The sequence below is a fragment of the Actinomyces ruminicola genome, assembly GCF_900103885.1.
GTDB lineage: Bacteria > Actinomycetota > Actinomycetes > Actinomycetales > Actinomycetaceae > Actinomyces > Actinomyces ruminicola.
Genome location: NZ_FNIM01000001.1, coordinates 684,579 through 709,800 on the forward strand (window position 1 = coordinate 684,579; position 25,222 = coordinate 709,800).

22 protein-coding genes are annotated in these 25,222 nt (G+C 68.6%); all 22 read right to left on the bottom strand.

Annotated elements, in window-relative coordinates; genetic code table 11:
• Positions 1-2: 2 nt before the first annotated feature.
• The gene (gene rplX / locus BLR49_RS02915) at positions 3-347 is read right to left on the bottom strand and encodes a 50S ribosomal protein L24 (RefSeq protein WP_092532994.1); all 345 of its coding nucleotides are present in this window, start codon (positions 345-347) and stop codon (positions 3-5) included.
• A 3-nt stretch (positions 348-350) separates the two neighbouring features.
• Positions 351-722: a 50S ribosomal protein L14 gene (gene rplN / locus BLR49_RS02920; RefSeq protein WP_092532997.1), complete on the bottom strand. Its 372-nt coding sequence runs from the start codon at positions 720-722 to the stop codon at positions 351-353.
• Positions 723-1,563: 841 nt separating this feature from the next.
• Positions 1,564-1,869: a 30S ribosomal protein S17 gene (gene rpsQ, locus BLR49_RS02925; protein WP_092533000.1), complete on the bottom strand. Its 306-nt coding sequence runs from the start codon at positions 1,867-1,869 to the stop codon at positions 1,564-1,566.
• Positions 1,866-2,114, bottom strand: a complete 249-nt coding sequence (gene rpmC, locus BLR49_RS02930; RefSeq protein ID WP_092533004.1) for a 50S ribosomal protein L29 — start codon at positions 2,112-2,114, stop codon at positions 1,866-1,868. Before rpmC ends, rpsQ begins: the two co-directional genes overlap by 4 nt.
• Complete coding sequence (gene rplP / locus BLR49_RS02935) at positions 2,114-2,533, bottom strand: 50S ribosomal protein L16 (RefSeq protein WP_092533007.1); 420 nt, start codon at positions 2,531-2,533, stop codon at positions 2,114-2,116. The genes rpmC and rplP overlap by 1 nt, the downstream gene beginning before the upstream one ends.
• 3 nt (positions 2,534-2,536) lie before the next feature.
• Complete coding sequence (rpsC, locus tag BLR49_RS02940) at positions 2,537-3,337, bottom strand: 30S ribosomal protein S3 (protein WP_092533010.1); 801 nt, start codon at positions 3,335-3,337, stop codon at positions 2,537-2,539.
• Complete coding sequence (rplV, locus tag BLR49_RS02945) at positions 3,337-3,714, bottom strand: 50S ribosomal protein L22 (RefSeq protein WP_092533013.1); 378 nt, start codon at positions 3,712-3,714, stop codon at positions 3,337-3,339. The genes rpsC and rplV overlap by 1 nt, the downstream gene beginning before the upstream one ends.
• A gap of 32 nt (positions 3,715-3,746) precedes the next feature.
• Entirely contained in the window at positions 3,747-4,025 is a 279-nt protein-coding gene (gene rpsS, locus BLR49_RS02950) for a 30S ribosomal protein S19 (RefSeq protein ID WP_092533016.1), read from the bottom strand.
• Between the two features lie 11 nt (positions 4,026-4,036).
• A complete protein-coding gene (gene rplB / locus BLR49_RS02955; protein WP_092533019.1) occupies positions 4,037-4,873 on the bottom strand; it encodes a 50S ribosomal protein L2 in 837 nt (278 codons plus the stop codon).
• 21 nt (positions 4,874-4,894) lie between these two features.
• The gene (gene rplW, locus BLR49_RS02960) at positions 4,895-5,200 is read right to left on the bottom strand and encodes a 50S ribosomal protein L23 (protein WP_092533022.1); all 306 of its coding nucleotides are present in this window, start codon (positions 5,198-5,200) and stop codon (positions 4,895-4,897) included.
• Complete coding sequence (gene rplD, locus BLR49_RS02965; RefSeq protein WP_092533024.1) at positions 5,197-5,844, bottom strand: 50S ribosomal protein L4; 648 nt, start codon at positions 5,842-5,844, stop codon at positions 5,197-5,199. The genes rplW and rplD overlap by 4 nt, the downstream gene beginning before the upstream one ends.
• 4 nt (positions 5,845-5,848) lie before the next feature.
• Positions 5,849-6,511: a 50S ribosomal protein L3 gene (rplC, locus tag BLR49_RS02970; RefSeq protein WP_092533027.1), complete on the bottom strand. Its 663-nt coding sequence runs from the start codon at positions 6,509-6,511 to the stop codon at positions 5,849-5,851.
• 11 nt (positions 6,512-6,522) lie between these two features.
• Complete coding sequence (rpsJ, locus tag BLR49_RS02975) at positions 6,523-6,831, bottom strand: 30S ribosomal protein S10 (RefSeq protein WP_003786051.1); 309 nt, start codon at positions 6,829-6,831, stop codon at positions 6,523-6,525.
• A gap of 422 nt (positions 6,832-7,253) precedes the next feature.
• The gene (gene tuf, locus BLR49_RS02980; protein WP_092533030.1) at positions 7,254-8,444 is read right to left on the bottom strand and encodes an elongation factor Tu; all 1,191 of its coding nucleotides are present in this window, start codon (positions 8,442-8,444) and stop codon (positions 7,254-7,256) included.
• A 201-nt stretch (positions 8,445-8,645) separates the two neighbouring features.
• The gene (fusA, locus tag BLR49_RS02985; protein WP_092533032.1) at positions 8,646-10,781 is read right to left on the bottom strand and encodes an elongation factor G; all 2,136 of its coding nucleotides are present in this window, start codon (positions 10,779-10,781) and stop codon (positions 8,646-8,648) included.
• A 78-nt stretch (positions 10,782-10,859) separates the two neighbouring features.
• Positions 10,860-11,330, bottom strand: coding sequence for a 30S ribosomal protein S7 (gene rpsG, locus BLR49_RS02990; protein ID WP_073327560.1), 471 nt, complete (start codon positions 11,328-11,330; stop codon positions 10,860-10,862).
• Positions 11,330-11,704: a 30S ribosomal protein S12 gene (gene rpsL, locus BLR49_RS02995; RefSeq protein WP_073327562.1), complete on the bottom strand. Its 375-nt coding sequence runs from the start codon at positions 11,702-11,704 to the stop codon at positions 11,330-11,332. Before rpsL ends, rpsG begins: the two co-directional genes overlap by 1 nt.
• A 365-nt stretch (positions 11,705-12,069) precedes the next feature.
• Positions 12,070-12,567 carry a thiol peroxidase gene (gene tpx / locus BLR49_RS03000; RefSeq protein ID WP_092533035.1) on the bottom strand — a complete coding sequence of 166 codons (498 nt, stop codon included), beginning with the start codon at positions 12,565-12,567 and terminating at the stop codon, positions 12,070-12,072.
• 1,025 nt (positions 12,568-13,592) lie between these two features.
• Entirely contained in the window at positions 13,593-14,489 is an 897-nt protein-coding gene (locus BLR49_RS03005) for a hypothetical protein (RefSeq protein WP_092533039.1), read from the bottom strand.
• A 129-nt stretch (positions 14,490-14,618) separates the two neighbouring features.
• Positions 14,619-17,387 carry a hypothetical protein gene (locus tag BLR49_RS03010; RefSeq protein ID WP_176765746.1) on the bottom strand — a complete coding sequence of 923 codons (2,769 nt, stop codon included), beginning with the start codon at positions 17,385-17,387 and terminating at the stop codon, positions 14,619-14,621.
• A gap of 198 nt (positions 17,388-17,585) precedes the next feature.
• On the bottom strand, positions 17,586-21,551 hold the full coding sequence (locus tag BLR49_RS03015) for a DNA-directed RNA polymerase subunit beta' (protein ID WP_092533045.1): 3,966 nt from the start codon (positions 21,549-21,551) through the stop codon (positions 17,586-17,588).
• Between the two features lie 132 nt (positions 21,552-21,683).
• Positions 21,684-25,202, bottom strand: a complete 3,519-nt coding sequence (rpoB, locus tag BLR49_RS03020) for a DNA-directed RNA polymerase subunit beta (protein ID WP_092533048.1) — start codon at positions 25,200-25,202, stop codon at positions 21,684-21,686.
• Positions 25,203-25,222: the final 20 nt, after the last annotated feature.

Genomic DNA, 25,222 nt, shown 5'->3' on the forward strand with positions numbered 1-25,222 from the left:
GGTCACAGATCCTCCCCGGACTTCTTGGCGTAGCGCACACGGACGGTGCGCTTGCGGCCGTTGGGACGCACGCCCTCCTCGACCCGGAAGCCGACGCGGGTGCGCTGCTTGGTCTTGGGGTCGATCGGCATGACGTTGGAGATGTGGATGGGGGCCTCGACGGTCTCGATGCCGCCGGCGCGGGCGCCCTGGGCGGTCTGGCGGGGGCGCGTGTGCTTGGTGACACGCTGAACGCCCTCGACCACGACGCGGTCCTCCTTCGGGATAACCCGCAGGACGCGGCCGGTCTTGCCCTTGTCCTTGCCGGCGATGACCATGACCTGGTCACCCTTCTTGACGCGAGCCATGGGTCAGATCACCTCCGGGGCGAGTGAGACGATGCGCATGAACTTCTTGTCACGAAGCTCACGGCCGACGGGGCCGAAGATGCGCGTACCGCGCGGCTCGCCGTCGTTGTTCTTGATGATGACGGCCGCGTTCTCGTCGAAGCGGATGTACGAGCCGTCCGGGCGGCGACGTTCCTTGGCGGCGCGCACGACGACCGCCCTGACGACCTCGCCCTTCTTGACGCTGCCGCCGGGGATGGCGTCCTTGACAGTGGCGACGATCTGGTCGCCGATGCCCGCATAGCGCCGACCCGAGCCGCCGAGCACACGGATGCACAGGATCTCCTTGGCACCGGTGTTGTCGGCGACCTTTAGTCGCGACTCCTGCTGGATCATTGAGTGTTCTCCTGTCGTCGAGCCGGTTCTCACCCCGCACTGGGCGACGCGAGCCTGGCCGAACGTTCTTTCTTCATGTGCGCACGGGCCGCCGACGGCGAGCCGACCCCGGCACGCGGGCCCCGACAGACACAGGCGCACGGGCGCGAGGTCTCTGTCGGGCGCACCGAGGGCGCGCGCAACTCCCCAACCCTAGTGCAACGCGGGGAATCGCCGGTAGTCGAGCGGGATCCCCACCCCTGTGCCTTTGCTCACCACGACGAGGGACGACATCGAAACCGATCCCGAGGGTGAGATGTTCTGCGCGTACCGCCCCGCGTCCTCAAGGCCCCGGCCACAGCAGAATCAGTCGACCGGTCGCTGGGGGCCGGAGCTTCCGCTCAATGCCTCGGACCGCGATGTCAGTCAGCGGGGGTGCCTCGCCCTTGTCAGGTGGCGGGGCACACTTGCGCCGGGCGGGTCTCGTAGTCCGCTTCCTCTATTACGCCACTTCGACGTTGGGTACGCCGGTTAGCAGTTGATTGAACGCCCAGCAGCCATACAACCAACCGCCAACCGGCGTATTAGACGACGAACCGGCGTACTACACCGCCCCGTCCGCCCCGCCAACACAACCCAAACCGGGACAACCGCGTATCCCTACTCGAACCCCTTGCGCGCACCGACCGCTGTAACCGACGGCTACGGCGGTCCAGCCGGGGATTTCGCACCGCTGTCCCCCTGGATCCGCCGCCTTCACGGCAAACGACGACGCCGCAGTCGCGGGCGAACCCGGGCTGCGGCGTCGTCGTACTCGGTTTCGGCGGACCGGATCAGCCGACCTGCCGGATCCGGCGAGAGGTCACTTGGCCTTCTCGATGATCTCCACCAGCCGCCAGCGCTTGGTGGCGCTCAGCGGGCGGGTCTCCATGATGAGCACGAGGTCGCCGGGGTGGGCGTCGTTGTGCTCGTCGTGCACCTTGTACTTCTTCGAACGACGCAGCACCTTGCCGTACAGGGAGTGCTTGTAGCGCTCCTCGACCTCGACGACGATGGTCTTCTGCATCTTGTCCGAGACCACGTAGCCGCGGCGCACCTTGCGGTGGTTGCGCTCGGGCGCACCGGTCTGGGTCTCGACGTTCTCGTTCTGAGTGGTCTGCTCGCTCACTTGGCCTCCTCCTGAGTGCTCGGCGCGGTGCGAATACCGAGCTCACGCTCGCGCACGATGGTGTAGATGCGGGCAATGTCGCGACGCACGGCCTTCAGACGGCCGTGGTCCTCGAGCTGCCCGGTCGCGGAAGCGAACCGGAGATTGAACAGCTCCGCCTTGGCCTTGGAGAGCTCCTCTGCGAGTCGCTCATTGTCCATGGCGTCGAGGTCGGCGGGGGTCAGCCCCTTGGATCCGATAGCCATCAGACGTCACCACCCTCACGAGTCACGAAACGGGTTTTCATCGGAAGCTTGGCCTGAGCGCGTCGCATGGCCTCACGAGCGAGGTCGACGTCAACGCCGCCCAGCTCGAACATGACGCGTCCGGGCTTGACATTGGCGACCCACCACTCCGGTGCACCCTTACCGGAACCCATGCGGGTCTCGGCGGGCTTCTTGGTCAGCGGGCGGTCCGGGAAGATGTTGATCCACACCTTGCCGCCACGCTTGATGTGGCGGGTCATGGCGATACGGGCCGCCTCGATCTGCCGGTTGGTGACGTAGGCCGGCTCGAGGGCCTGAATGCCGTAGTCACCGAAGGCGATCTGGTTGCCGCCCTTGGACATGCCCGAACGGTGCGGACGGTGCTGCTTGCGGTACTTGGTCCGGCGGGGGATGAGCACGGCTCAGGCCTCCGTTCCCTGATCAGGGGCAGCGTTCTCGGTGGCCGGCGCCTGCTCGGCCTGCTGCTCGTTCTGGCGCGGGGCGCGCTCGCCACGACGACCGCGGCGCTCGCCACGACCGCGGCCGCGCGGGGCGGACTCGGCCTGCTGGCGGGCGAACTCGCGCTCGGTCATGTCGCCCTTGTAGATCCACACCTTCACGCCGATGCGGCCGAAGGTGGTCCTGGCCTCGTAGAAGCCGTAGTCGATGTTCGCCCGCAGGGTGTGCAGCGGCACGCGACCCTCGCGGTAGAACTCGCTGCGGCTCATCTCGGCGCCGCCAAGACGGCCGGAGCACTGCACGCGCACGCCCTTGGCGCCGGCGCGCATGGCCGACTGCAGTCCGCGGCGCATGGCGCGGCGGAAGGACACGCGGCTGGCGAGCTGCTCGGCAATGCCCTGGGCGACCAACTGGGCGTCGAGGTCGGGGTTGCGGACCTCGAGGATGTTGAGCTGGACCTGCTTGCCGGTCAGCTTCTCCAGCGAGCCGCGCAGCCGCTCGGCCTCGACACCGCGACGGCCGATGACAATGCCGGGGCGCGCCGTGTGCAGATCGACGCGGACCCGGTCGCGGGTGCGCTCGATGTCGACCTTGGAGATGCCGGCACGCTCCATGCCGTCCTCCATGAGGCGGCGGATCTTGACGTCCTCGTCCACGAAGTCGCGGTAGCGCTGACCGGGCTTGGTGGAGTCGGCGAACCAGCGCGAACGGTGGTCCGTGGTGATGCCCAGGCGGAACCCGGTCGGGTTGACCTTCTGCCCCATTACCGGGCTCCTTCCTGCTTCTGGGCGTCGGCCTTGTCGCCGACGACGACGGTGATGTGACTGGTGCGCTTCAGGATCCGGCCGGCGCGCCCCTGGGCGCGCGGGCGGAACCGCTTGAGGGTCGGGCCCTCGTCTGCGTACACCTCGGTGATGAACAGGTCGTTCTCGTCGAAGCGCTCGCCGTCACGCTCGGCCTGGTACCGGGCGTTGGCGATGGCGGACTCGATGACCTTGCGGACGGGCACCGCAGCGGCCTGCGGTGCGAAACGCAGCACGCCCACGGCGTCGACGGCGCGCTTGCCGCGGACGACGTCCACGACCCGGCGTGCCTTCATCGGCGTGCAGCGCACGTATTTGGCCTGCGCCTTGGCTTCCATGTTCTTCAGCCTCTCAAACTCTCCGGCGCCCGTCAGCGACGCGCCTTGCGGTCGTCCTTGACGTGCCCACGGAAGGTCCGGGTGGGGGCGAACTCACCGAGCTTGTGCCCCACCATCGACTCGGTGACGAACACCGGGACGTGCTTGCGGCCGTCGTGGACAGCGAACGTGTGCCCGATGAAGTCCGGCGTGATGACCGAACGACGGGACCAGGTCTTGATGACGTTCTTGGTGCCCTTCTCGTTCTGGACGTCCACCTTCTTCTGCAGGTGGTCGTCGACGAAGGGGCCCTTCTTCAGGCTTCGCGACATGATGGCTCCTATCAGCGCTTCTTGCCGGTCCGACGACGACGCACGATGAGCCGGTCGCTGGACTTGTTGGGACGGCGGGTACGGCCCTCAGGCTTGCCCCAGGGCGAGACGGGGTGGCGACCGCCGGAGGTACGGCCCTCACCACCACCGTGCGGGTGGTCGACGGGGTTCATGACCACACCGCGGACGGTCGGGCGCACGCCCTTCCAGCGCATGCGGCCGGCCTTACCCCAGTTGATGTTGGACTGCTCGGCGTTGCCGACCTCGCCGACGGTTGCGCGGCAGGCGGCCTCCACGTTGCGGATCTCGCCGGAGGGCATGCGCAGCTGCGCGTACTTGCCCTCCTTGGCGACCAGCTGCACCGAGGTGCCGGCGCTGCGGGCGATCTTCGCACCGCCGCCGGGGCGCAGCTCGACGGCGTGCACCACGGTACCGGTGGGGATGTTGCGCAGCGGCAGGCAGTTGCCGGGCTTGATGTCGGCCCCGGGGCCGGACTCGATGCGGTCGCCCTGACGCAGCCCGTTGGGGGCGAGGATGTAACGCTTCTCGCCGTCCAGGTAGTGCAGCAGCGCGATGCGGGCGGTGCGGTTGGGGTCGTACTCGATGTGCGCGACCTTGGCGGGCACGCCGTCCTTGTCGTGCCGGCGGAAGTCGATCAGCCGGTAGGCGCGCTTGTGGCCACCGCCCTTGTGGCGGGTGGTGATGCGCCCGGAGGAGTTGCGCCCACCGGACTTGCTCAGCGGCCGCACCAGCGACTTCTCGGGCCGGTTGCGGGTCAGCTCGCTGAAGTCGGCGACGGAGGAGCCGCGACGACCGGGGGTCGTCGGCTTGTACTTACGGATTCCCATGTCGATCTTCTACCTTCCGTGTCATTCCGTCACGTCGCCGAAGATGTCGATGGTGCCCTCGCGCAGCGTTACGATCGCGCGCTTGGTGTCCTTCGACTTGCCGATGCCCGTGCGGGTGCGGCGGGTCTTGCCGCGGCGGTTGATCGTGTTCACCGACCCGACCTTGACGCCGAAGATGGCCTCAATGGCGATCTTGATCTCGGTCTTGTTGGCCGCCGGGTCGACCAGGAAGGTGTACTGCCCACGGTCCATGCAGGTGTACGACTTCTCGGATACGACCGGGGCGACGATGACGTCGCGGGGGTTCTTGCTCTTCTCGAGGCTCACTTGGACTCCTCCTCACCCTTGCCGAGGAAGGCGTCCAGGGCAGCGGCGGTGAAGACGACGTCGTCGCAGTTGAGGACGTCGTAGGTGTTCAGCTGGTCGGCCTGGAGCACGTGCGCCTCGGGGGCGTTGCGCAGGCTGAGGCGGGTGAGCTCGTCGGCCCTGGTGGCCACGATCAGGGACCGGGGCCGGTCCGTGAGGTTGCGCAGGGCGGCGAGGGCCGACTTGGTGGACGGCTTCTCGGAGGTGACGAACTCGGTGATGACGTGGATCCGGCCGTTGCGGGCGCGGTCCGACAGGGCCGAGCGCAGGGCGGCGGCCTTCATCTTCTTGGGCGTGCGCTGGGAGTAGTCGCGCGGCTGCGGGCCGTGCACGGTGCCGCCGCCGGCGAACTGCGGAGCGCGGATGGAGCCCTGACGGGCGCGGCCGGTGCCCTTCTGACGGTAGGGCTTGCGGCCACCGCCGCGGACCATGCCGCGGGTCTTGGTCGCGTGCGTGCCCTGGCGGGCCGCGGCCAGCTGGGCGACGACGACCTGGTGCATCAGGGGGATGTTGGGCTCGACGTCGAAGATCTCGCCGGGGAGCTCGGCAGTGCCGGTCTTGGCGCCCTTGGAGTCGACGATGTCGACGGTGATGGTCTCGGCCATGGTGTCAGGCTCCCTTCACGGCGGTGCGGATGACGACCACCGAGCCCTTGGGGCCAGGGATGGCGCCGCCCATGAGCAGCACGCCCTTGTCGGTGTCTACACCGCGGACCTTCAGGTTCTGTACGGTCGTGGTGGCGTGGCCCATGCGGCCGGCCATGCGCAGGCCCTTGAAGATGCGGCCCGGAGTGGCGCAGGCGCCGACGGACCCGGGCTTGCGGTGGTTGCGGTGGGCACCGTGGGAGGCGCCGACGCCGGAGAAGCCGTGACGCTTCATGGTGCCGGCAAAGCCCTTGCCCTTGGAGGTGCCGGTGACGTCGACGAGCTGGCCGACCTCGAAGGTGTCGACGTTCAACTCCTGGCCGGGAGTGAAGTCTCCGGCGAGCGAGGTGCGGACCTCGGCGACGTGGCGGCGGGGAGTGACCCCGGCCTTGGCGAAGTGGCCGGCGAGCGGCTTGGTGACCTTGCGCTCGTCGATGTCGCCGAAGGCGAGCTGGACGGCCTCGTAGCCGTCGTTCTCGACGGTGCGGACCTGGGTAACGACGTTGGTGTCGACGCGCACGACCGTGACCGGGCGCAGGACGCCGTTCTCGTCCCAGACCTGAGTCATGCCGAGCTTGGTGCCGAGCAGCGCCTTCGTGGGCGCGGCGGACCGCTGGTTGGTTGTCATGGCTTCAGTCCTCAGAGCTTGATCTCAATGTTGACGTCGGCCGGCAGGTCGAGCCGCATGAGCGAGTCGACGGCCTTCGGCGTCGGGTCGACGATGTCGATCAGCCGCTTGTGGGTGCGCATCTCGAAGTGCTCGCGGCTGTCCTTGTACTTGTGGGGCGACCGGATGACGCAGAACACGTTCTTCTCGGTCGGCAGCGGCACCGGGCCCACGACCGTCGCGCCCGCGCGGGTCACGACGTCGACGATCTTGCGCGCCGAGGAGTCGATGACCTCGTGGTCGTAGGACTTGAGCCGGATGCGGATCTTCTGTCCCGCCATGGCGCCTAACCTCTCTTGCTTTCGGTGACCGGTCCACGCGCTCGGGCGTGTCGCTTGGCGACGCGCACCTCGGCCCGGTGAAGGGCTGGTGAGCCGGTCTGGACACACGGAAGCCCGATGGCGATCGGGTCCGTCAGACTGGATTCCGGGGTGGGCCCCCGGTGCGGCCGGGCGGGCTGGCGCCCGTCGGCTGGCCTACGTTATCAGCGCCCCGCCCGCCGGTGAAAGCCGAACCGGGCCCCCGGGACTGTGAGACCGCGCACCCGGTCCACGCGCTCGGGCGTGTCGCGCTCGCGGCGACCGCCCCACGCGCCGAGACACAAGCGAGGAGGCCCGCCACCGGTCGGGTGGCGGGCCTCCTGCGAGCCTCACCGCGGGCCGGAGCCCGCCGGGAGGTCAGCGCACGGGGCGCTGGAGCCGAGTCACTTGATGATCTTGGTGACGCGGCCGGAGCCGACGGTGCGGCCACCCTCACGGATGGCGAAGCCGAGGCCCTCCTCCATGGCGATGGGCTGGATCAGCTCGACCGACATCTCGGTGGTGTCGCCGGGCATGACCATCTCGGTGCCCTCGGGCAGCGTGATGACGCCGGTGACGTCCGTGGTGCGGAAGTAGAACTGCGGGCGGTAGTTCGAGTAGAAGGGGTTGTGGCGGCCACCCTCGTCCTTGGTCAGGATGTAGACGTGGCCCTCGAACTCGGTGTGCGGGGTGATGGAGCCGGGCTTGCAGACGACCTGTCCGCGCTCGACGTCCTCGCGGCGGGTACCGCGCAGCAGCAGACCGCAGTTCTCACCGGCCCAGGCCTCGTCCATGGACTTGTGGAACATCTCGATGCCGGTGACGGTGGTCTTCTGCGGCTCGCGGATACCGAGGATCTCGACCTCGGAGTTGATCGGCAGCTTGCCGCGCTCGACGCGGCCGGTGACCACGGTGCCGCGACCGGTGATGGTGAAGACGTCCTCGATCGGCATGAGGAACGGCTTGTCCATGTCGCGCTCGGGGGTCGGGATGTACTCGTCGACCGCGTCCATGAGCTCCTTGATCTTGGCGGTCCACTCGGGGTCACCCTCGAGGGCCTTGAGGGCGGAGACGCGCACAACCGGAGCCTCGTCGCCGTCGTAGTCCTGGGAGGACAGCAGCTCGCGGACCTCCATCTCGACCAGCTCGAGGAGCTCCTCGTCGTCGACCATGTCGGACTTGTTGAGGGCGACCAGCAGGGCGGGGACGCCGACCTGGCGGGCGAGCAGCACGTGCTCGCGGGTCTGGGCCATGGGACCGTCGGTGGCGGCGACCACCAGGATGGCGCCGTCCATCTGCGCGGCACCGGTGATCATGTTCTTGATGTAGTCGGCGTGACCGGGGGCGTCGACGTGCGCGTAGTGACGCTTGGCGGTCTCGTACTCGACGTGCGCGATGTTGATGGTGATACCGCGCTGGCGCTCCTCGGGAGCCTTGTCGATCTCGTCGAAGGGGGTGAAGGGGTTGAGGTCCGGGTACTCGTCGTGCAGGACCTTGGAGATCGCGGCGGTCAGCGTCGTCTTACCGTGGTCGACGTGACCGATCGTTCCGATGTTGACGTGCGGCTTGGTCCGCTCGAACTTGGCCTTGGCCACTGGTGTCCTCCTGGGACTCGGGTAGTTCTCTTCGTCGGGAGTCGACTAGCACATGTTAGCCGTACCGACTGCCAGAGTGTCTACGGGTGAATTGTTGGAAATCTTACTTGGATGGGATGCCCCGGGTGCAATTCCGGGGCCTGGGGGCCCGGGAGCGAGTCGGCAGCGGCCGCCACGCCCCCGGGCCCGGTGGCCTGCGGGCTACTCGCCCTTGGCCTTGGCGATGACCTCGTCGGCGACGTTCTTGGGAACCTCGGCGTAGGAGTCGAACTCCATGGAGTACACGGCGCGGCCCTGCGTCTTGGAACGCAGGTCGCCGACGTAGCCGAACATCTCCGACAGCGGGACGGAGGCCCGGATGACCTTGACGCCCTGCGCGTCCTCCATGGACTGAACCATGCCGCGACGGGAGTTGAGGTCGCCGATGACGTCGCCCATGTACTCCTCGGGGGTGCGCACCTCGACGGCCATGACCGGCTCGAGCAGAACCGGCTTGGCCTTCTTCGCGCCCTCCTTGAAGGCCATGGACCCGGCGATCTTGAAGGCCATCTCGGAGGAGTCGACCTCGTGGTAGCCGCCGTCGATCAGCGTCGCCTTGACGTCCACCATGGGGTAGCCGGCGAGCACGCCGGTGGTCATGGCCTCCTGCACGCCGGCGTCGACGCTGGGGATGAACTCACGGGGCACGCGACCGCCGGTGATGGCGTTGACGAACTCGTAGTGCTTGTTCTCGCTCTCCTCGTCCGTCTCATCGGCCACCAGCGGCTCGAAGGACATGAGCACCTTCGCGAACTGGCCGGAGCCACCGGTCTGCTTCTTGTGCGTGTACTCGACCTTGTCGACCTTCTTGCGAATGGTCTCGCGGTAGGCGACCATCGGGTTGCCGACGTTCGCCTCGACCTTGAACTCGCGCCGCATGCGGTCGACGAACACGTCCAGGTGCAGCTCGCCCATACCGCCGATGACGGTCTGGCCGGTCTCCTCGTCGAGCTCGACCGTGAAGGTCGGGTCCTCCTCGGAGAGCTTCTGGATGGCGACGCCCAGCTTCTCCTGGTCGCCCTTGGTCTTGGGCTCGATGGCCACGTGGATCACGGGGTCCGGGAAGGTCATCGACTCCAGGATGATCGGATCACTCTGGGCGCACAGGGTGTCACCGGTGGTGACGTCCTTCAGCCCGATGAACGCGTAGATGTGTCCGGCGTGGGCCTGCTCGACCGGGTTCTCCTTGTTGGAGTGCATCTGGAAGAGCTTGCCGACCCGCTCCTTGCGCGCCTTGGTGGCGTTGAAGACCGTGTCGCCCTGCGAGACCTTGCCGGAGTACACGCGTACGTAAACCAGCTTGCCGTAGAAGGGGTGCGTGGCGACCTTGAAGGCCAGCGCGGAGAACGGCTCGCTCTCGTCCGCCTTGCGGGTGAGCACCTTCTCCTCATCGCCGGGGGCGTGGCCCTCGACGTCCGGCACGTCCAGCGGGGAGGGCAGGTAGTCGAGCACGCCGTCGAGGACGGGCTGGATGCCCTTGTTCTTGAAGGCGGACCCGGCGAAGACCGGGAAGGCCTGCCCGGCGATGGTGAGCTTGCGGATGCCGCGCTTGAGCTCGGCGACCGACAGCTCCTCCCCCTCCAGGTACTTCTCCATCAGCTCGTCGTCGGCCTCGGCGACCGTCTCCATGAGCTCGCTCCGCAGCTGCTCGGCCTTGGCCACGAGCTCGGCCGGGATCTCCTCGTACTCGACGACGCTGCCGCGGGTCTCCTTGCCGTCGGCGTCCTTCTCGGGGAAGCGGATCGCCCGCATCTCCAGCACGTCGACGACGCCGGAGAACTCGTTCTCGGCACCGATGGGGAAGTTCACGACGATCGGGGTGGCGTGGAGCCGGTCGCGGATCGTCTGCACGGAGAAGTCGAAGTCCGCGCCCAGCTTGTCCATCTTGTTGATGTAGCAGATGCGGGGCACGTTGTACTTGTCCGCCTGGCGCCACACCGTCTCGGACTGGGGCTCGACGCCCTCCTTGCCGTCGAAGACGGCGACCGCGCCGTCGAGCACGCGCAGCGAGCGCTCGACCTCGACCGTGAAGTCGACGTGGCCGGGGGTGTCGATGATGTTGATCTGGTTGTCTTTCCAGAAGCAGGTGGTGGCCGCGGAGGTGATGGTGATACCGCGCTCCTGCTCCTGCTCCATCCAGTCCATCGTGGAGGCGCCGTCGTGCGTCTCGCCGATCTTGTAGTTGATGCCCGTGTAGAACAGGATGCGCTCGGTCACGGTCGTCTTGCCGGCATCGATGTGAGCCATGATGCCGATGTTGCGGACCTTGGTGAGGTCAGTCAGCACGTCTAGTGCCACTAGAGATGTCCTTCGTTCGTGTGGTGAGGGAGATGGGCTCCGTCCGGACCCGGCGGGGCCCGGACGGCGTGCGGATGATTACCAGCGGTAGTGAGCGAAGGCCTTGTTGGACTCGGCCATTCGGTGCATGTCCTCGCGCCGCTTGACGGCGGCGCCGAGGCCGTTGGAGGCGTCCAGGATCTCGTTCATGAGCCGCTCGGTCATGGTGTTCTCACGCCGCTGGCGGGAGAAGTCGACGAGCCAGCGCAGCGCGAGAGTGGTGGCGCGGTTCGGACGTACCTCGACCGGAACCTGGTAGGTCGCACCACCGACGCGGCGGGAACGGACCTCCAGGGAGGGGCGGATGTTGTCCAGGGCGCGCTTGAGCACCGAGACCGGATCCTGGTCGGTCTTGGAGCGCACGCCCTCGAGGGCGCCGTAGACGATGCGCTCAGCGGTCGCCTTCTTGCCATCGAGCAGTACGCGGTTGACGAGCTGGGTGACGACCGGTGAGCCGTAGACCGGGTCGACGGCCAGGGGGCGCCGGGGGGCGGGACCCTTACGGGGCATTAGTTCTTCTCCTTCTTGGCGCCGTACTTGGAGCGTGCCTGCTGACGCCCCTTGACACCCTGGGTGTCGAGGGAGCCGCGCACAATGTGGTAGCGGACACCGGGAAGGTCCTTCACACGACCGCCGCGGACGAGCACGATCGAGTGCTCCTGGAGGTTGTGGCCCTCACCGGGGATGTACGCCGTGACCTCGATGCCGGTCGACAGGCGCACACGGGCGACCTTACGCAGGGCGGAGTTCGGCTTCTTCGGGGTCGTGGTGTACACGCGGGTGCATACGCCACGGCGCTGCGGACTGGACTTGAGCGCCGGCGTCTTGGACGCTGCGCGCTTGGTCGAGCGGCCCTTGCGGACCAGCTGCTGAATCGTGGGCACTACTGATTCTCCATCTTGAAGTGCTTGCGGGCTATCGCTGCCCACGTGCCGGCCCGCTCCCCCGAGACGGCGCAGACCGCCACGGTGAGGGCCGGCCCGCCCGGCGTCGGCGCGGCCGACGGCGATGCGTCCGGAGCCCCGTGACGGGGCCCGTCGGTTCCCGCCGCGGCAGACCCGCGTCACCTGACCGGCATCTGGACGCCGACCGGCTGGGAACGGAATGGAGAACGGTGGCCCGCACGCGGGCACCGAGGGTGAAGCCTACCGGGCCGCAGTGCTCGTCGCCATCCCTTGCGAGGGTGTTCCCGGCCACGTACGCCGACATCGGTAGAAGTCACGCGCCCAGATCGGTAGCTGTGGCAGCGCTATGCGAGTGCGGCGACGGCGGCGTCGTAGTCGGGCTCCTGGCGGATCTCAGGCACCTGCTGCGCATACAGGACGGTGCCGTCGGCGTCGAGCACGATGACCGCGCGGGACATGAGGCCGGCCATGGGTCCGTCCGCCAGGGCGACGCCGTAGTCGGTGCCGAAGCTGGAGCGGAAGGTGGAACCGGTGATCACATTGTCCAGGCCCTCGGCGCCGCAGAAGCGGGCGGCGGCAAAGGGCAGATCGGCAGAGACGCACACTACGGTCGTGTTCCCCAGGCCCGCGGCCAGCTGGTTGAACTGGCGCACGGAGGTGGCGCAGATGCCGGTGTCCACCGACGGGAAGATATTGAGCACTACGCGGCGACCGGCGAGCTGCGCCGAGGTGACCGGAGCCAGGTCCGCGCCGGCGAGTTCGAAGTCAGGGGCCTTGCTCCCGACCGCGGGCAGGGTTCCCACGGTGTTGATCGGGTTGCCTTCAAGCGTGATCGTAGCCATGAAATAATAGTGGCATCTTTTCGGTTCTGCGAACAGTGCCCGATGCAGCTTATGTGGCGCCTTAGGTTTGCCGACGTGGTGGGGTGGGTGTGGGCCCAGGCGCCCGCGGGGGTGTCCGAGTTCGGCACAAAGGCTGTCGGCAGCCCCTAGTGCCGATCGAGAAACCGCATGATACCAACGCTCTGCCTGCCGCTGGCGGCGGCGCCGGAGCCGTTTGTGCCGATCTCGGACACTTTGGGCCGACGCGCACGGGAGCAGGCGCCAGCGGCCGGCAGCGGGGAGCTCCTCGGGACCCGGCGCCCGTGCCCGTCCCGGCCCCCTGCTTGGACCGGGTCCCTCCAGTTGGACCCCGTTTGCCTGGATGGACCCCGTCCCTCCAGTTGGACCGCCTGAGACAGCGTCTAGGACGGTCCAAGCAGAGCCAGGCGGTCCAAGCAGGGCTGGGCGGTCCAACTAGAACCAGGCGCGGGCCGGCCGACCGAACCACAAGCACCCACACACCCCAGGCACAACACCAACCTCCACCACCACACCCCCAAATCGAAGCAGCCGCTTATGTGGCGCTTCTGGCGTGAGAGTGTGGTGGCTACTGCGGAGCCGGAGACATCCTTAGTGCCCGGCTCTTCGTGCATGTGGGGATACGGTGGGTGGCGGGGCGCTGAGCCGGGGCGTTACCGAGGGGCCTTTCGGACACGGTCCCTCAGGAAGACATTGGGGACGCCACTTCGACGTCTGCGACGCCGGTTAGGTGTGTGCTGAAGGCTTCCGAGGCCTTCAGCACACACCTTTGTGGCGTACCAGAGCGCATTCCGGCGTAGTAGACGACACCGACCACAGGCGCGAGGAGCGCCCGGCCCCAAAGCTCAGCAGCTTCGCGGAACAACAGGCACAAGGCGGCGAAGTCCTTGGCTCAGCCGCGGGCGCCCGCCTCTTCCTGGAGCGCAATGCCCCCAGAAGTACCACCCGCGCCGCCCCGGTCGCAGGCCGGGGCCAAGCCCCGCTAACCGTCAGGGACCGGAAGCCGACTAGCCCTCGCCCTTGGCGGCGCGGAGGATGTCCAGGATCTTCTCCTTGCCGGGAATGTCCACCCCCCACGACTCGACCTCGGTAATGACGGCGTCGACCCGGTCGACATCGATCGCGCCGACGTAGGCCTGGGCCTGCGCACTGGTCCGCTCCTTAAGTGCTGTGGCCCCGTAGTAGGCGCCGCCCACCGTGGCCGCCGTCGGCAGCACGAGCGAGGCCAGCAGCAGAAGCGCCGCAGCCGTCTTCGGGCGCGCCCGCGCCACGGCTACCCCGGCAACGACGAAGGCGACGAAGGCGAGTACTCCCCCACCGACAAAGGCCGCTGCGGCCGTCGTATCGATGTGCAGATCGCCGCTCTGGACCACCGCGAACACGTCCACTGAGGTGAGCAACGTGTAAATGCCCCAGCCGAGCAGCGCGGAGGCGACAAGCACCAGGATCGTGCCCAGCGGGGTGGCGGCCGTATGGCGGCGGGCCGGAGGCGCGGGCAGGCGCACGGGCGCGGACCGGGCGGCCTGAGCGGCCGACTGCGCGCGCCCATCACCGGGCGCGTATGTCGGCCGGTCCGGCGACGCTGCGTAGTTGGGGTCGACAGGCATGGCCCTGGTGGGAGGCGAGCCCGCATCGGCAGACACATAGTCGGTGTCCGCGTAACCGGCATCTGCGTAATCAGCGGGAGCGTACGACTCCGGCAGCGCGGTGGTCGCAGCGACGTCGCTGAGTGCGGCACCGGTACTGACCGCCTGGGTGGCCTGGGCGTCCTGCCACTCGGCTTCGGCCGCGTCACGGTCGAGCCGCCCGTCCCGGCCATTGCGGCCGAACACGCTCACGCGCCGGGTGGCGCCGCCCGCAGGGTGCCGATCGGGCTGGTGCTCGGGTGCGGATGACGTGGTCATGGGTGTTCTCCTTACCGACGGCGCGGACAGGTACGCCCTCAACCGTACCGACGCGCCGCGACGGCGCGGGCGTGCGCTTGGACACGGTCCCGGGCTCGTGGATCACGCCCGCGCCGCCGTGCGCCGGCCTCAGTATCCGTAGTACACGTATGAGTCGGTGACGGTGATGGTGGGTTCGTCGTCACCATCCTCCGGCCATTCGATCGTGCCCGAGAAGGTGTAATTCCACTCCTGATCCTTGGGATTCTTGTTCCAGCTGGTCGGATTGTTGCGGGTGGTGAAGGTGATCGAGCCGCTCTTGAAGGAGTCGCCGTCCACCGTCACCTCCGTGGCCTCGGCGGTCACCTTCAAGGAGTCCAGTTCCGTGGACTGCAGCGCGTAAGGGCACACCTCGTCCATGTTTCCGGGCGGGGTGACGCAGTCGGTCGCCTGCGCATTGACCGCGTCGAGCACGAGGGTCTCCAGCGTCTCGGTCGCCTCGCCCTCAACCGCCACCTCGGATGCGTAAACGGGCTTGATCGCCATTGAGGTCGTGTCGGGCTCCAGGTAGTCGGATACATCCGCGCCGACGCCGAGGCCGTAGACGCCGTAGTAGACGTACTGCGTCGCTGTTGCAGCGCCGTATTCGGAGTCCTCCAGGGCGATCTCGGTGCCGCCGACCGTGACGGCATCGAGCGAGGAGGAGTACAGGGTGACAGCCTGTATCAGCGAGGTCTCCACCTCCCAGGTGTTCAGCAGGCCGTACTCCTTGTCCCCCGCCCTGACCGTGATGGGAACCTCGAAGCGCTCGCCGTCCAGCGACAGCGTCGCGGTAACGGTGACCGAGTCGCCGTCGCTCGTGTCCGTGTCTGCAGGAGCCTTCACGTCCACCACCTCGATGCGCGAGGTGGCGGCTCCCAACACCTCGTCGGTGAGCAGCAGGCGCTGGTCGTTGGGGACGCCGGGATCGACCATGGCGGTGGCGTCGGCGGCATGGCCATCAGCGATCAGGCCCAGGTAGGACTCGACGACGCCCTCCGGGCCGCGTCGGGAGTTGAGCACGTGCACCGCGATGGCGCCGGCTCCGACGACGACCACACAGGCGAGTACGACGCCCGCGATCAGCTTCATGCGCCGACGGGCGGCCGCAGTCATGGGTTTGGGCTCGGGCAGCGGAGGCGGCGGGGCGGCCGCGGCCGTGTCGGCGGACAGCGGTGCCGCGGCGGACTCGGCCGACACGGCGTAGGCGGGCGCTGGAGTCCCGGCGACCGCAGGCGGCGCCGGCGTGCCCGCCGAGTCGGGCGGTAGAGGTGCGGATGCGGTCGGGCCGACGCTCGGTGCCGTCCCATACCCCGCGGTAGCGGCGGGTTCCGCAGCGACGCCGTATCCGGCGGGCGAAGCGCTCGGTGCCGATGCTGCGGCGGGCGGTTGGGTGGTCGTGGCCGCCAGCGGGGACGGGGTTGCTGCCGGAGGGGCTGGCTGTGCCCGGCCCGCGATCCAGTCGTCGACCGGCCGAGCTCCCGCGCACAGCCGCAGCAGGCCGCCGGTGTTGGCGTACATCCACGCCGGCAGCACTTCCGCCAGTACGGACACTGCCGCCACGAAGACGGCGAGGGTCAGACTCGACCACCACGCCGGGCCCGCGCTCGCCGACGCCCGTGGCCCCAGGAATGCCACCGAGACACGTACAGGAACCAGCAGGTGCAGCACCACCAGGCTCAGGACGAAGGCGACGACCGGCAGCTGCCAGGCACGCCCCAGGTCCGCGGCTGCCAGCCGCTGCCTGCGCACGCCGATGCGGGCGGCCGCGGCACCGGCAACCAGCACCGTGGCGATGAACAGCAGCACCGCCCAGGGACCCAGCGCAGTCCACGCGAACACGCCGCCGGACAGCTCGGGAATGTCGTCGATGCCCATCTCGGCGCCCAGCGCGGAGCCCGAGCCGGTGATGGCGCCGAAGGTACCCAGCGTGAGCAGGTAGATGATCAGGTTCCCCAGCAGCACCGGGATCACGGGAATCAGCGCCACCGCATCGTTGGCGAGCGCGCCCAGCACGCACCCGACGACGCTGATCGCGCCGAGGCCGGCTCCGACCACGGCCACCAGCGCGCCGAGTTCCCGCAGTACCTGGCGCAGGCCGAGCGGCATTCGCGCGGCCAGCAGGGAGCCGGCCCGGGCCAGGAGCAGGGCGCCGAAGACGATCACCCACACCATGAAAAGGATCCAGCCCGGGGACGTCTTGAAGGTCGTCCCGTCGGCGTCACCGAGCCTGAAGGAGCCCAGCCCGGTCAGCAGGCAGGTTACCACGGCGACCGCGGCGGACTCGACTCCGGCGCGCAGTGCGACCGCGCCCAGGGGCCCGGCCGAGAGGTCAGTCGCCGTCCTACGTCTTGCAAGGATGAAGACGCCGACGGCCACGGCCACCAGTGTCCCCAGGGGCAGCAGGGTGATGCCCGCTGCGAGCGAGACGCCGAACGCGGCGGCAGCCATTTGCAGCTGCCCGCTGAGGCTGAACCCCATCATCACGGGCAGCATGCTCGCGGAGACGGACAGGTCCTCCTCCCCCGTCATGCTGAGTCCAGCCAGCAACAGGGCCGCCGACACCAGCGCGGTGCCGAGTACCACCAGCGCCGTTAGTCCCACGGTCGCGAGCGCAGGCCCACGAGTCAGCGGCATCAGGGCGGCGTTGACGACGCCGGGGACCGCCGGCTGGGCCGGTGCTGCCGCCGCTCCCGGTGCGGCCGGCGGCGGCGCCTCCGGGGGCGAAGGCGGTGCGGCCGGCGGCGGTGCGGCCGACGGCGCGGCGCCATAGTCCGGGTACGGGGAGGCCGGGTACGCGCCGGCGGTGGGCGCCGTGTCGGGGCCGGGCACGGATCCGACACCGGGCGCGGAGTCGGGAGGAATCGGGGTGTCGCTCATGAGATCCCTAAGTGGGCGAGTAACGGTTGACGATGCCTCATCGTTACACGACGCCCCCGGTGTCGCAATTCACGTGCGACAGATGAGACGGCGCCCCCGGGCGACGACGCCGACCCCGGCGAGCACTGTAGCTCGCCGGGGCCGATCTACGGGTCTCCGCGGTGCAGCGGCTTGGCGGCGCCCGTTAGCGCGCACGCCTCAGAACTGGAAGTCCTCCGAGGAGGCGTTGAACCCGGTGCGGAAGTCATCGGAGAAGTCCGCGCGGAAGTCGCCACCGAAGGAGAAGTCGTCCAGCGCCACCGAGTCGCCCATGCTGAAGGTGTCGCCGCCGGCGTAGCCGGCGCGGGAGAAGACCTCCGCCTTGACCTCCTCGGTCGGCTCCACCTCGATGTCCGAGTAGCGGGCCAGACCAGTGCCGGCGGGGATCAGCTTGCCCAGGATGACGTTCTCCTTCAGGCCCAGCAGCGGGTCCGACTTGCCGCTCATGGCGGCCTCGGTGAGCACGCGCGTGGTCTCCTGGAAGGAGGCGGCGCTCAGCCACGAGTCGGTCGCGAGCGAGGCCTTGGTGATGCCCATGAGCTCGGTGCGGGCGGACGCGGTCTTGCCGCCCTCCGCCATGACCCGGCGGTTCTCCTCGCGGTAGCGGGAGACGTCCACCAGGTCGCCCTGGAGGAGGTTGGTGTCGCCGGTGTCCAGCACGGTCACGCGGCGCAGCATCTGCCGCACGATGACCTCGATGTGCTTGGAGTGGATGTCCACGCCCTGGGAGCGGTAGACCTCCTGAACCTCGTCCACCAGGTGGCGCTGGGTGGCGCCGACGCTGCGCAGGCGCAGGATCTTCTTGGGGTCGATCGGGCCCTCGGTGAGGGCGTCGCCCGGCTCGACGTGGTCGCCGTCGACGACCAGCAGCCGCTGGCGGCGGGAGACGGGGACCACCAGGTCCTCCTCGCCGTCGTCACGGGTGATGACCAGGCGCTTGCCGTCGGCGTCGTCCTCGATCTTGAGGGTGCCGGCGGCATCGGCCACGGCGGCCTCGCCCTTCGGGGTGCGGGCCTCGAACAGCTCCTGGACGCGGGGCAGACCCTGGGTGATGTCGGCGGCGCCGGCCGCACCACCGGTGTGGAAGGTGCGCATGGTCAGCTGCGTGCCGGGCTCACCGATGGACTGGGCGGCGATGATGCCGACCGCCTCCCCGATGTCGACGCGCTTGCCGGTGGCCAGTGAGCGGCCGTAGCAGGCGGCGCAGGTGCCGACGGCGGAGTCGCAGGTCAGCACGGACCGGCACACGACCTCCTCGATGCCGGCGTCGATGGCCGCGCGGATGCTGGCGTCGCCGAGGTCGGTGCCCGCCTCGATCACCACGTTGCCGTCGGCGTCCACGGCGTCACGGGCCAGCGTCGTGCCGAAGACGGTGGTCTCCAGGATGTCGGAGACCTCCTTGACGCGCTCGCCGCCGACCTCCCGCCAGGTGAACAGCCGCTTGGTCAGGCCCTTGCGGGTGCCGCAGTCCTCCTCGCGGACGATCACGTCCTGGGAGACGTCGACCAGACGGCGCGTCAGGTAGCCGGAGTCGGCGGTGCGCAGAGCCGTGTCGGCCAGGCCCTTGCGGGCGCCGTGGGTGGCGATGAAGTACTCCAGGACGGACAGGCCCTCGCGGTAGTTGGCCTTGATGGGGCGCTCGATCAGGCGCTGCTTGGGGTCGGCCACCAGGCCGCGCATGCCGGCGAGCTGGCGGATCTGGTCCCAGTTACCACGACCGCCGGACGCCACCATCTGGTAGACGGTGTTGCGCTCGGGGAAGTTGGCGCGCATGGCCTCGGCGACCTCGTCGGTGGCCTTGGTCCAGATGTCGATCAGCGACTTGTAGCGGTCGTCCTCGGTGAGGGCGCCGAGCGCGAACTGGTCCTCGATCTCGGCGGCCTGAGCCTCGTAGCGGGCGAGGATCTCCGGCTTGGCCGGCGGGGACACGACGTCGGCGAAGGCCACGGTGATGCCGGACCAGGTGGACCAGTGGAAGCCGTTGGCCTTGAGCGCGTCCAGGCAGGCGGCCACCTCGACGCGCGGGTAGGCCTCTGCCAGCGTGTTGATGATGTTGCCGAGCTTCTTCTTGTCAACGGTGTAGTTGACGTAGGGGAAGGTCTCGGGCAGCGCCGTGTTGAACAGGGCGCGGCCGAAGGAGGTGCGCAGGGTGATCGGGTCGCCCTCGGTCCAGTTCTCGGGGGCCTGCCAGTCCTCGGGCGCGGCGATGCCCTCCTCGAAGCGGATGTCGCACGCGGCGTTGACATCGAGCTTGCCGAAGTCGTAGGCCATGACGGCCTCCGCGTAGGAGGAGAAGGACGGGATGATCGGCTCACCGTGCTCGTCCGTGTCGACCTCCACGGCCGGGTCCGGCTCCTGGGTGAGGTAGTACGTGCCGATGATCATGTCCTGGGAGGGCATGGTCACCGGGCGGCCGTCGGAGGGCTTGAGGATGTTGTTGGAGGAGAGCATGAGGATGCGCGCCTCGGCCTGCGCCTCGGCGCCCAGCGGCAGGTGCACGGCCATCTGGTCGCCGTCGAAGTCGGCGTTGAAGGCACCGCACACCAGCGGGTGCAGCTGGATGGCCTTGCCCTCGATCAGCTGCGGCTCGAAGGCCTGGATACCCAGGCGGTGCAGCGTGGGGGCGCGGTTGAGCAGCACCGGGTGCTCCCGGATGACCTCGGCCAGCACGTCCCAGACCTTCGGGTTGGCCCGCTCGACCATCCGCTTGGCGGCCTTGACGTTCTGCGCCTCCTTGAGCTCCACGAGGCGCTTCATCACGAAGGGCTTGAACAGCTCCAGGGCCATCTGGCTGGGCAGACCGCACTGGTGCAGCTTGAGCTGCGGGCCGACGACGATGACGGACCGGCCCGAGTAGTCCACGCGCTTGCCCAGCAGGTTCTGCCGGAACCGCCCCTGCTTGCCCTTGAGCATGTCGGACAGCGACTTCAGCGGGCGGTTGCCCACGCCCGTGACCGGGCGGCCGCGGCGGCCGTTGTCGAACAGGGCGTCGACGGCGTCCTGCAGCATGCGCTTCTCGTTGTTGACGATGATCGTCGGGGCGCCCAGGTCCATCAGCCGCTTGAGGCGGTTGTTGCGGTTGATGACGCGGCGGTACAGGTCGTTGAGGTCGGAGGTGGCGAAGCGGCCACCGTCCAGCTGCACCATGGGGCGCAGATCCGGGGGGATCACCGGAATGCTGTCCAGCACCATCGCCTCGGGGGCGGTGCCGGTCATGCGGAAGGCGTTGATGACCTTCAGCCGCTTGATGGCGCGGGTCTTGCGCTGGCCGGTGCCGTTCTCAACGATCTCGGTCAGCGTGGCGGCCTCGGCCTCCAGGTCGAAGGTGCGCAGGCGGTCCTGAATTGCCTCCGCCCCCATGGCGCCCTTGAAGTAGATGCCGTAGTCGGCGGCCATGTCGCGGTAGAGGACCTCATCGCCCTCGAGGTCGCCGACCTTGAGGGACACGAAGCGGTCCCACACCTTGTCCATGTGCTCCAGGGTGCGGGTGTTCTTGCGGCGCAGGGAGGCCATCTCCCGCTCGGCGGTCTTGCGGGCCTTGTCCCGCTGCGCCTGCTCGGCGCCCTCGGCCTCGAGCTGGGCGAGGTCCTCCTCGAGGCGCCGCTGGCGGGCCTCGATGTCGGCCTGGCCGGCCTCCTCGACGTGCTGCTTCTTGACCTCGAACTCGTTGCGCAGCGAGGGCAGGTCGTCGTGGCGGGCCTCCTCGTCAACCTCGGTCACCATGTGGGCGGCGAAGTAGATGACCTTCTCCAGGTCCTTGGGGGCCAGGTTGAGCAGGTAGCCCAGGCGGGAGGGCACGCCCTTGAAGTACCAGATGTGGGTGACGGGCGCGGCCAGCTTGATGTGGGCCATGCGCTCACGGCGCACCTTGGAGCGGGTGACCTCCACGCCACAGCGCTCGCACACGATGCCCTTGTAACGCACACGCTTGTACTTGCCGCAGGCGCACTCCCAGTCCCGGGTGGGGCCGAAGATCTTCTCGCAGAAGAGTCCGTCCTTCTCCGGCTTGAGGGTGCGGTAGTTGATGGTCTCGGGCTTCTTGACCTCGCCATGCGACCAGGACTTGATGTCCTCGGCAGTGGCAAGGCCGAGCTGGATCCTGTCGAACACGTTGGCGTCGAGCACAGTTCCTACTTCCGAATCAGAGTGGTCAGCTCAAAAGTTGTGGGGTCCCCGGTGCTGCGGTTCCACGGCGGCACGGAGCCCGTTGGCCTCCGGGAGGGGCGCTCGGCGGCGCCCCTCCCGGGGCCGTTGCGGTCAGATCTCGTCCACCGTCACGGCGTTTCCGCCGGGGCGGCGACCCAGGTCGAAGCCGAGTTCCTCGGAGGCGCGCCGACCGTCGTCGTCGGTGTCATCCAGGCCGATGGCGTTGCCCTCGGCGTCCAGGGCCTCGACGTTCAGGCACAGCGACTGCATCTCCTTCATGAGCACCTTGAAGGACTCGGGGATGCCGGGCTCGGGGATGTCCTCGCCCTTGACAATGGCCTCGTAGACCTTCACGCGGCCCGACACATCGTCGGACTTGACGGTGAGCAGCTCCTGGAGGGCGTGGGCGGCGCCGTACGCCTCCATGGCCCACACCTCCATCTCGCCGAAGCGCTGACCGCCGAACTGCGCCTTACCGCCCAGCGGCTGCTGGGTGATCATCGAGTACGGGCCGGTGGAGCGGGCGTGGATCTTGTCGTCCACCAGGTGGTGGAGCTTGAGGATGTACATGTAGCCGACCGAGATCGGGTACGGGAAGGGCTCGCCCGAGCGGCCGTCGAACAGGCGCGCCTTGCCGTTGGGCTGCATCAGCTGGACGCCGTCCCGGCCCGGCAGCGCGGAGTCCAGCAGACCCATCAGCTCGTCGTCGCGCACGCCGTCGAACACCGGGGTGGCCACGGGCGTGCGGGGCTCGGCCACCACGCCGTTCTCGGGCAGGCGCCGAGCCCACTCCTCGCCGGCCTCGCGGGCGGCGGAGGCGTCCCAACCGCGGGAGGCCACCCAGCCCAGGTGCAGCTCGAGTACCTGGCCAACGTTCATGCGGCTGGGCACGCCCAACGGGTTGAGGATGACGTCCACCGGGGTGCCGTCGGCGAGGAAGGGCATGTCCTCCACGGGCAGGATCTTGGAGATGACGCCCTTGTTGCCGTGGCGGCCGGAGAGCTTGTCACCCACGGTGATCTTGCGGCGCTGGGCGATGTACACGCGCACCATCCGGTTGACGCCGGCGGGCAACTCGGCGTCCTCGGAGGAGGCGTCGAACTCGCGCACGCCGGTGACGATGCCGTACTCGCCGTGGGGGACGCGCAGGGAGGTGTCGCGCACCTCGCGGGCCTTCTCGCCGAAGATCGCGCGCAGCAGCCGCTCCTCGCTGGTCAGCTCGGTCTCTCCCTTGGGGGTGACCTTGCCCACCAGGATGTCGCCGCTGCGGACCTCGGCGCCGATGCGGATGATGCCGCGCTCGTCCAGGTTCGCCAGCGCCTCCTCGGAGACGTTGGGGATGTCGCGGGTGATCTCCTCGGCGCCGAGCTTGGTGTCGCGGGCGTCGACCTCGTGCTCCTCGATGTGGATCGAGGTCAGGATGTCCTCGGCGACCACGCGCTGGGAGACGATGATGGCGTCCTCGTAGTTCAGGCCCTCCCAGGTCATGAAGGCGACCAGGAGGTTCTGCCCCAGGGCCAGGTCGCCGTCGGCGGTGGCCGGGCCGTCCGCCAGCACGGAGCCGACCTCGACGCGCTCGCCCTCGGAGGCGACCACGCGCTGGTTGTAGCAGTTGCCCTGGTTGGAGCGGCGGAACTTGGCGACCTTGTAGACGGTCTCGGTGCCGTCGTCGTTGGCCACGCGCACGAAGTCGGCGCACACCTCGGTGACCACACCGCCCTTGGAGGCGACCAGCACGTCACCGGCGTCGACGGCGGTGCGCCGCTCCATGCCGGTGCCCACGAGCGGGGCGTCGGGACGGATGAGCGGGACCGCCTGCCGCTGCATGTTGGCGCCCATGAGCGCACGGTTTGCGTCGTCGTGCTCGAGGAAGGGGATCAGCGAGGTGCCCACGGAGACCATCTGCCGCGGGGACACGTCCATGAGGTCCACCTGCGAGGCCGGCACCAGGGCGGGCTCGCCCCCGGTCACGCGGCACAGCACGTGGTCCTCGGCGAAGTGACCGTCGGCGGTGAGCTCGACGTTCGCCTGGGCGATGACGTGGCGGTCCTCGTCGTCGGCCGTGAGGTAGTGGGTCTCGTCGGTGACCTGGCCGTCGCGCACCACGCGGTAGGGGGTCTCGATGAAGCCGAAGGGGTTGATGCGCCCGAAGGTGGCCAGCGAGCCGATCAGACCGATGTTCGGGCCCTCGGGGGACTCGATGGGGCACATGCGCCCGTAGTGGGAGGTGTGCACGTCGCGGACCTCCATGGAGGCGCGCTCGCGCGACAGACCACCGGGACCGAGCGCGGACAGGCGCCGCTTGTGGGTCAGGCCGGCCAGCGGGTTGTTCTGGTCCATGAACTGGGACAGCTGGCTGGTGCCGAAGAACTCCTTGATCGCGGCGGTGACGGGCCGGATGTTGATCAGGGTGTTCGGGGTGATGGCCTCGACGTCCTGGGTGGTCATGCGCTCGCGCACCTGCCGCTCCATGCGGCTCATGCCGGTGCGCACCTGCGCCTGGATGAGCTCACCGACGGCGCGGATGCGCCGGTTGCCCAGGTGGTCGATGTCGTCGAACTCGACGGCGATGTCGACGATCTCGCCGTCGCGCACGCCCTCAATGGTCTCGGCGCCGGCGTGCAGGGCGAGCAGGTACTTGACGGCGGCGACGATGTCCTCGATGCGCAGCACCGACTCGTTCAGGTCCGCGGCCAGACCGAGCTTCTTGTTGATCTTGTAGCGGCCGACCTTGGCCAGGTCGTAGCGCTTGGCGTTGAAGTAGAAGTTCTCCAGCAGGGTGCGGCCGGCCTCGACGCTCGGCGGCTCACCAGGGCGGATCTTCTTGTAGATGTCCAGCAGCGCCTCGTCCTGGGCGGTGACCTTGCGGTCCTCGTCCAGGGCGGTGGTCAGCGCCGGGTAGTCCTTGAACTCCTCGCGGATCTCGGCCTCGTCCAGGCCCAGGGCGAGCAGGAAGACGGCGATGTCCTGCTTGCGCTTGCGGTCGATGCGCACGGCCACGCGGTCGTTCTTGTCGACCTCGAACTCCAGCCAGGCGCCGCGCGAGGGGATGAACTTGACGTTGTACACGTACTTGTCCGAGGCCTTCTCGGTGGTGCGCTCGAAGTACACGCCCGGGGAGCGGACCAGCTGGGAGACGACGACGCGCTCGGAGCCGTTGACGATGAAGGTGCCCTTGTCGGTCATGAGCGGGAAGTCACCCATGAAGACCGTCTGGGACTTGATCTCACCGGTGGTGAAGTTCTCGAAGTCCGCCACCACGTAAAGGGGCGCGGAGTAGGTCAGGTCCTTCTCCTGGCACTCCTCGGCGGTGTACTTCGGCTCTTCGAAGCGGTGGTCGTGGAAGGACAGGGCCATGGTCTGGCCGAAGTCCTCGATCGGTGAGATCTCGTCGAAGATCTCCTCCAGCCCGGAGGTCTCCGGCAGCGAGCCCGGCTGGGCGGCATTGGCGGCGTCCACCCGGGCGCGCCACTTCTCGTTGCCCACGAGCCAGTCGAAGCTCTCGGTCTGCAGGCCGAGAAGGTTCGGAGCCTGCATCGGCTCGGCGATCTTGGCGAAATTGATACGACGCGACGCGGTGCGCGCGGCGATGTCAGCGGCAGTTGGTGCAGAGGTGCGCGAGGCAGCCAAAGGGGATCCTTCCCTCATCT

What these genes read in the sequence shown, in the direction of transcription:
- rplV (WP_092533013.1), bottom strand. Translation starts at nt 3,714, where the DNA reads ATGGAAGCCAAGGCGCAGGCCAAATACGTGCGCTGCACGCCGATGAAG.
- rpsS (WP_092533016.1), bottom strand. Translation starts at nt 4,025, where the DNA reads ATGTCGCGAAGCCTGAAGAAGGGCCCCTTCGTCGACGACCACCTGCAG.
- rplN (WP_092532997.1), bottom strand. Translation starts at nt 722, where the DNA reads ATGATCCAGCAGGAGTCGCGACTAAAGGTCGCCGACAACACCGGTGCC.
- rplB (WP_092533019.1), bottom strand. Translation starts at nt 4,873, where the DNA reads ATGGGAATCCGTAAGTACAAGCCGACGACCCCCGGTCGTCGCGGCTCC.
- rpmC (WP_092533004.1), bottom strand. Translation starts at nt 2,114, where the DNA reads ATGGCTATCGGATCCAAGGGGCTGACCCCCGCCGACCTCGACGCCATG.
- rplD (WP_092533024.1), bottom strand. Translation starts at nt 5,844, where the DNA reads ATGGCCGAGACCATCACCGTCGACATCGTCGACTCCAAGGGCGCCAAG.
- rpsJ (WP_003786051.1), bottom strand. Translation starts at nt 6,831, where the DNA reads ATGGCGGGACAGAAGATCCGCATCCGGCTCAAGTCCTACGACCACGAG.
- rpsG (WP_073327560.1), bottom strand. Translation starts at nt 11,330, where the DNA reads ATGCCCCGTAAGGGTCCCGCCCCCCGGCGCCCCCTGGCCGTCGACCCG.
- rplC (WP_092533027.1), bottom strand. Translation starts at nt 6,511, where the DNA reads ATGACAACCAACCAGCGGTCCGCCGCGCCCACGAAGGCGCTGCTCGGC.
- tpx (WP_092533035.1), bottom strand. Translation starts at nt 12,567, where the DNA reads ATGGCTACGATCACGCTTGAAGGCAACCCGATCAACACCGTGGGAACC.
- rplX (WP_092532994.1), bottom strand. Translation starts at nt 347, where the DNA reads ATGGCTCGCGTCAAGAAGGGTGACCAGGTCATGGTCATCGCCGGCAAG.
- BLR49_RS03010 (WP_176765746.1), bottom strand. Translation starts at nt 17,387, where the DNA reads ATGAGCGACACCCCGATTCCTCCCGACTCCGCGCCCGGTGTCGGATCC.
- rpsC (WP_092533010.1), bottom strand. Translation starts at nt 3,337, where the DNA reads ATGGGGCAGAAGGTCAACCCGACCGGGTTCCGCCTGGGCATCACCACG.
- BLR49_RS03005 (WP_092533039.1), bottom strand. Translation starts at nt 14,489, where the DNA reads ATGACCACGTCATCCGCACCCGAGCACCAGCCCGATCGGCACCCTGCG.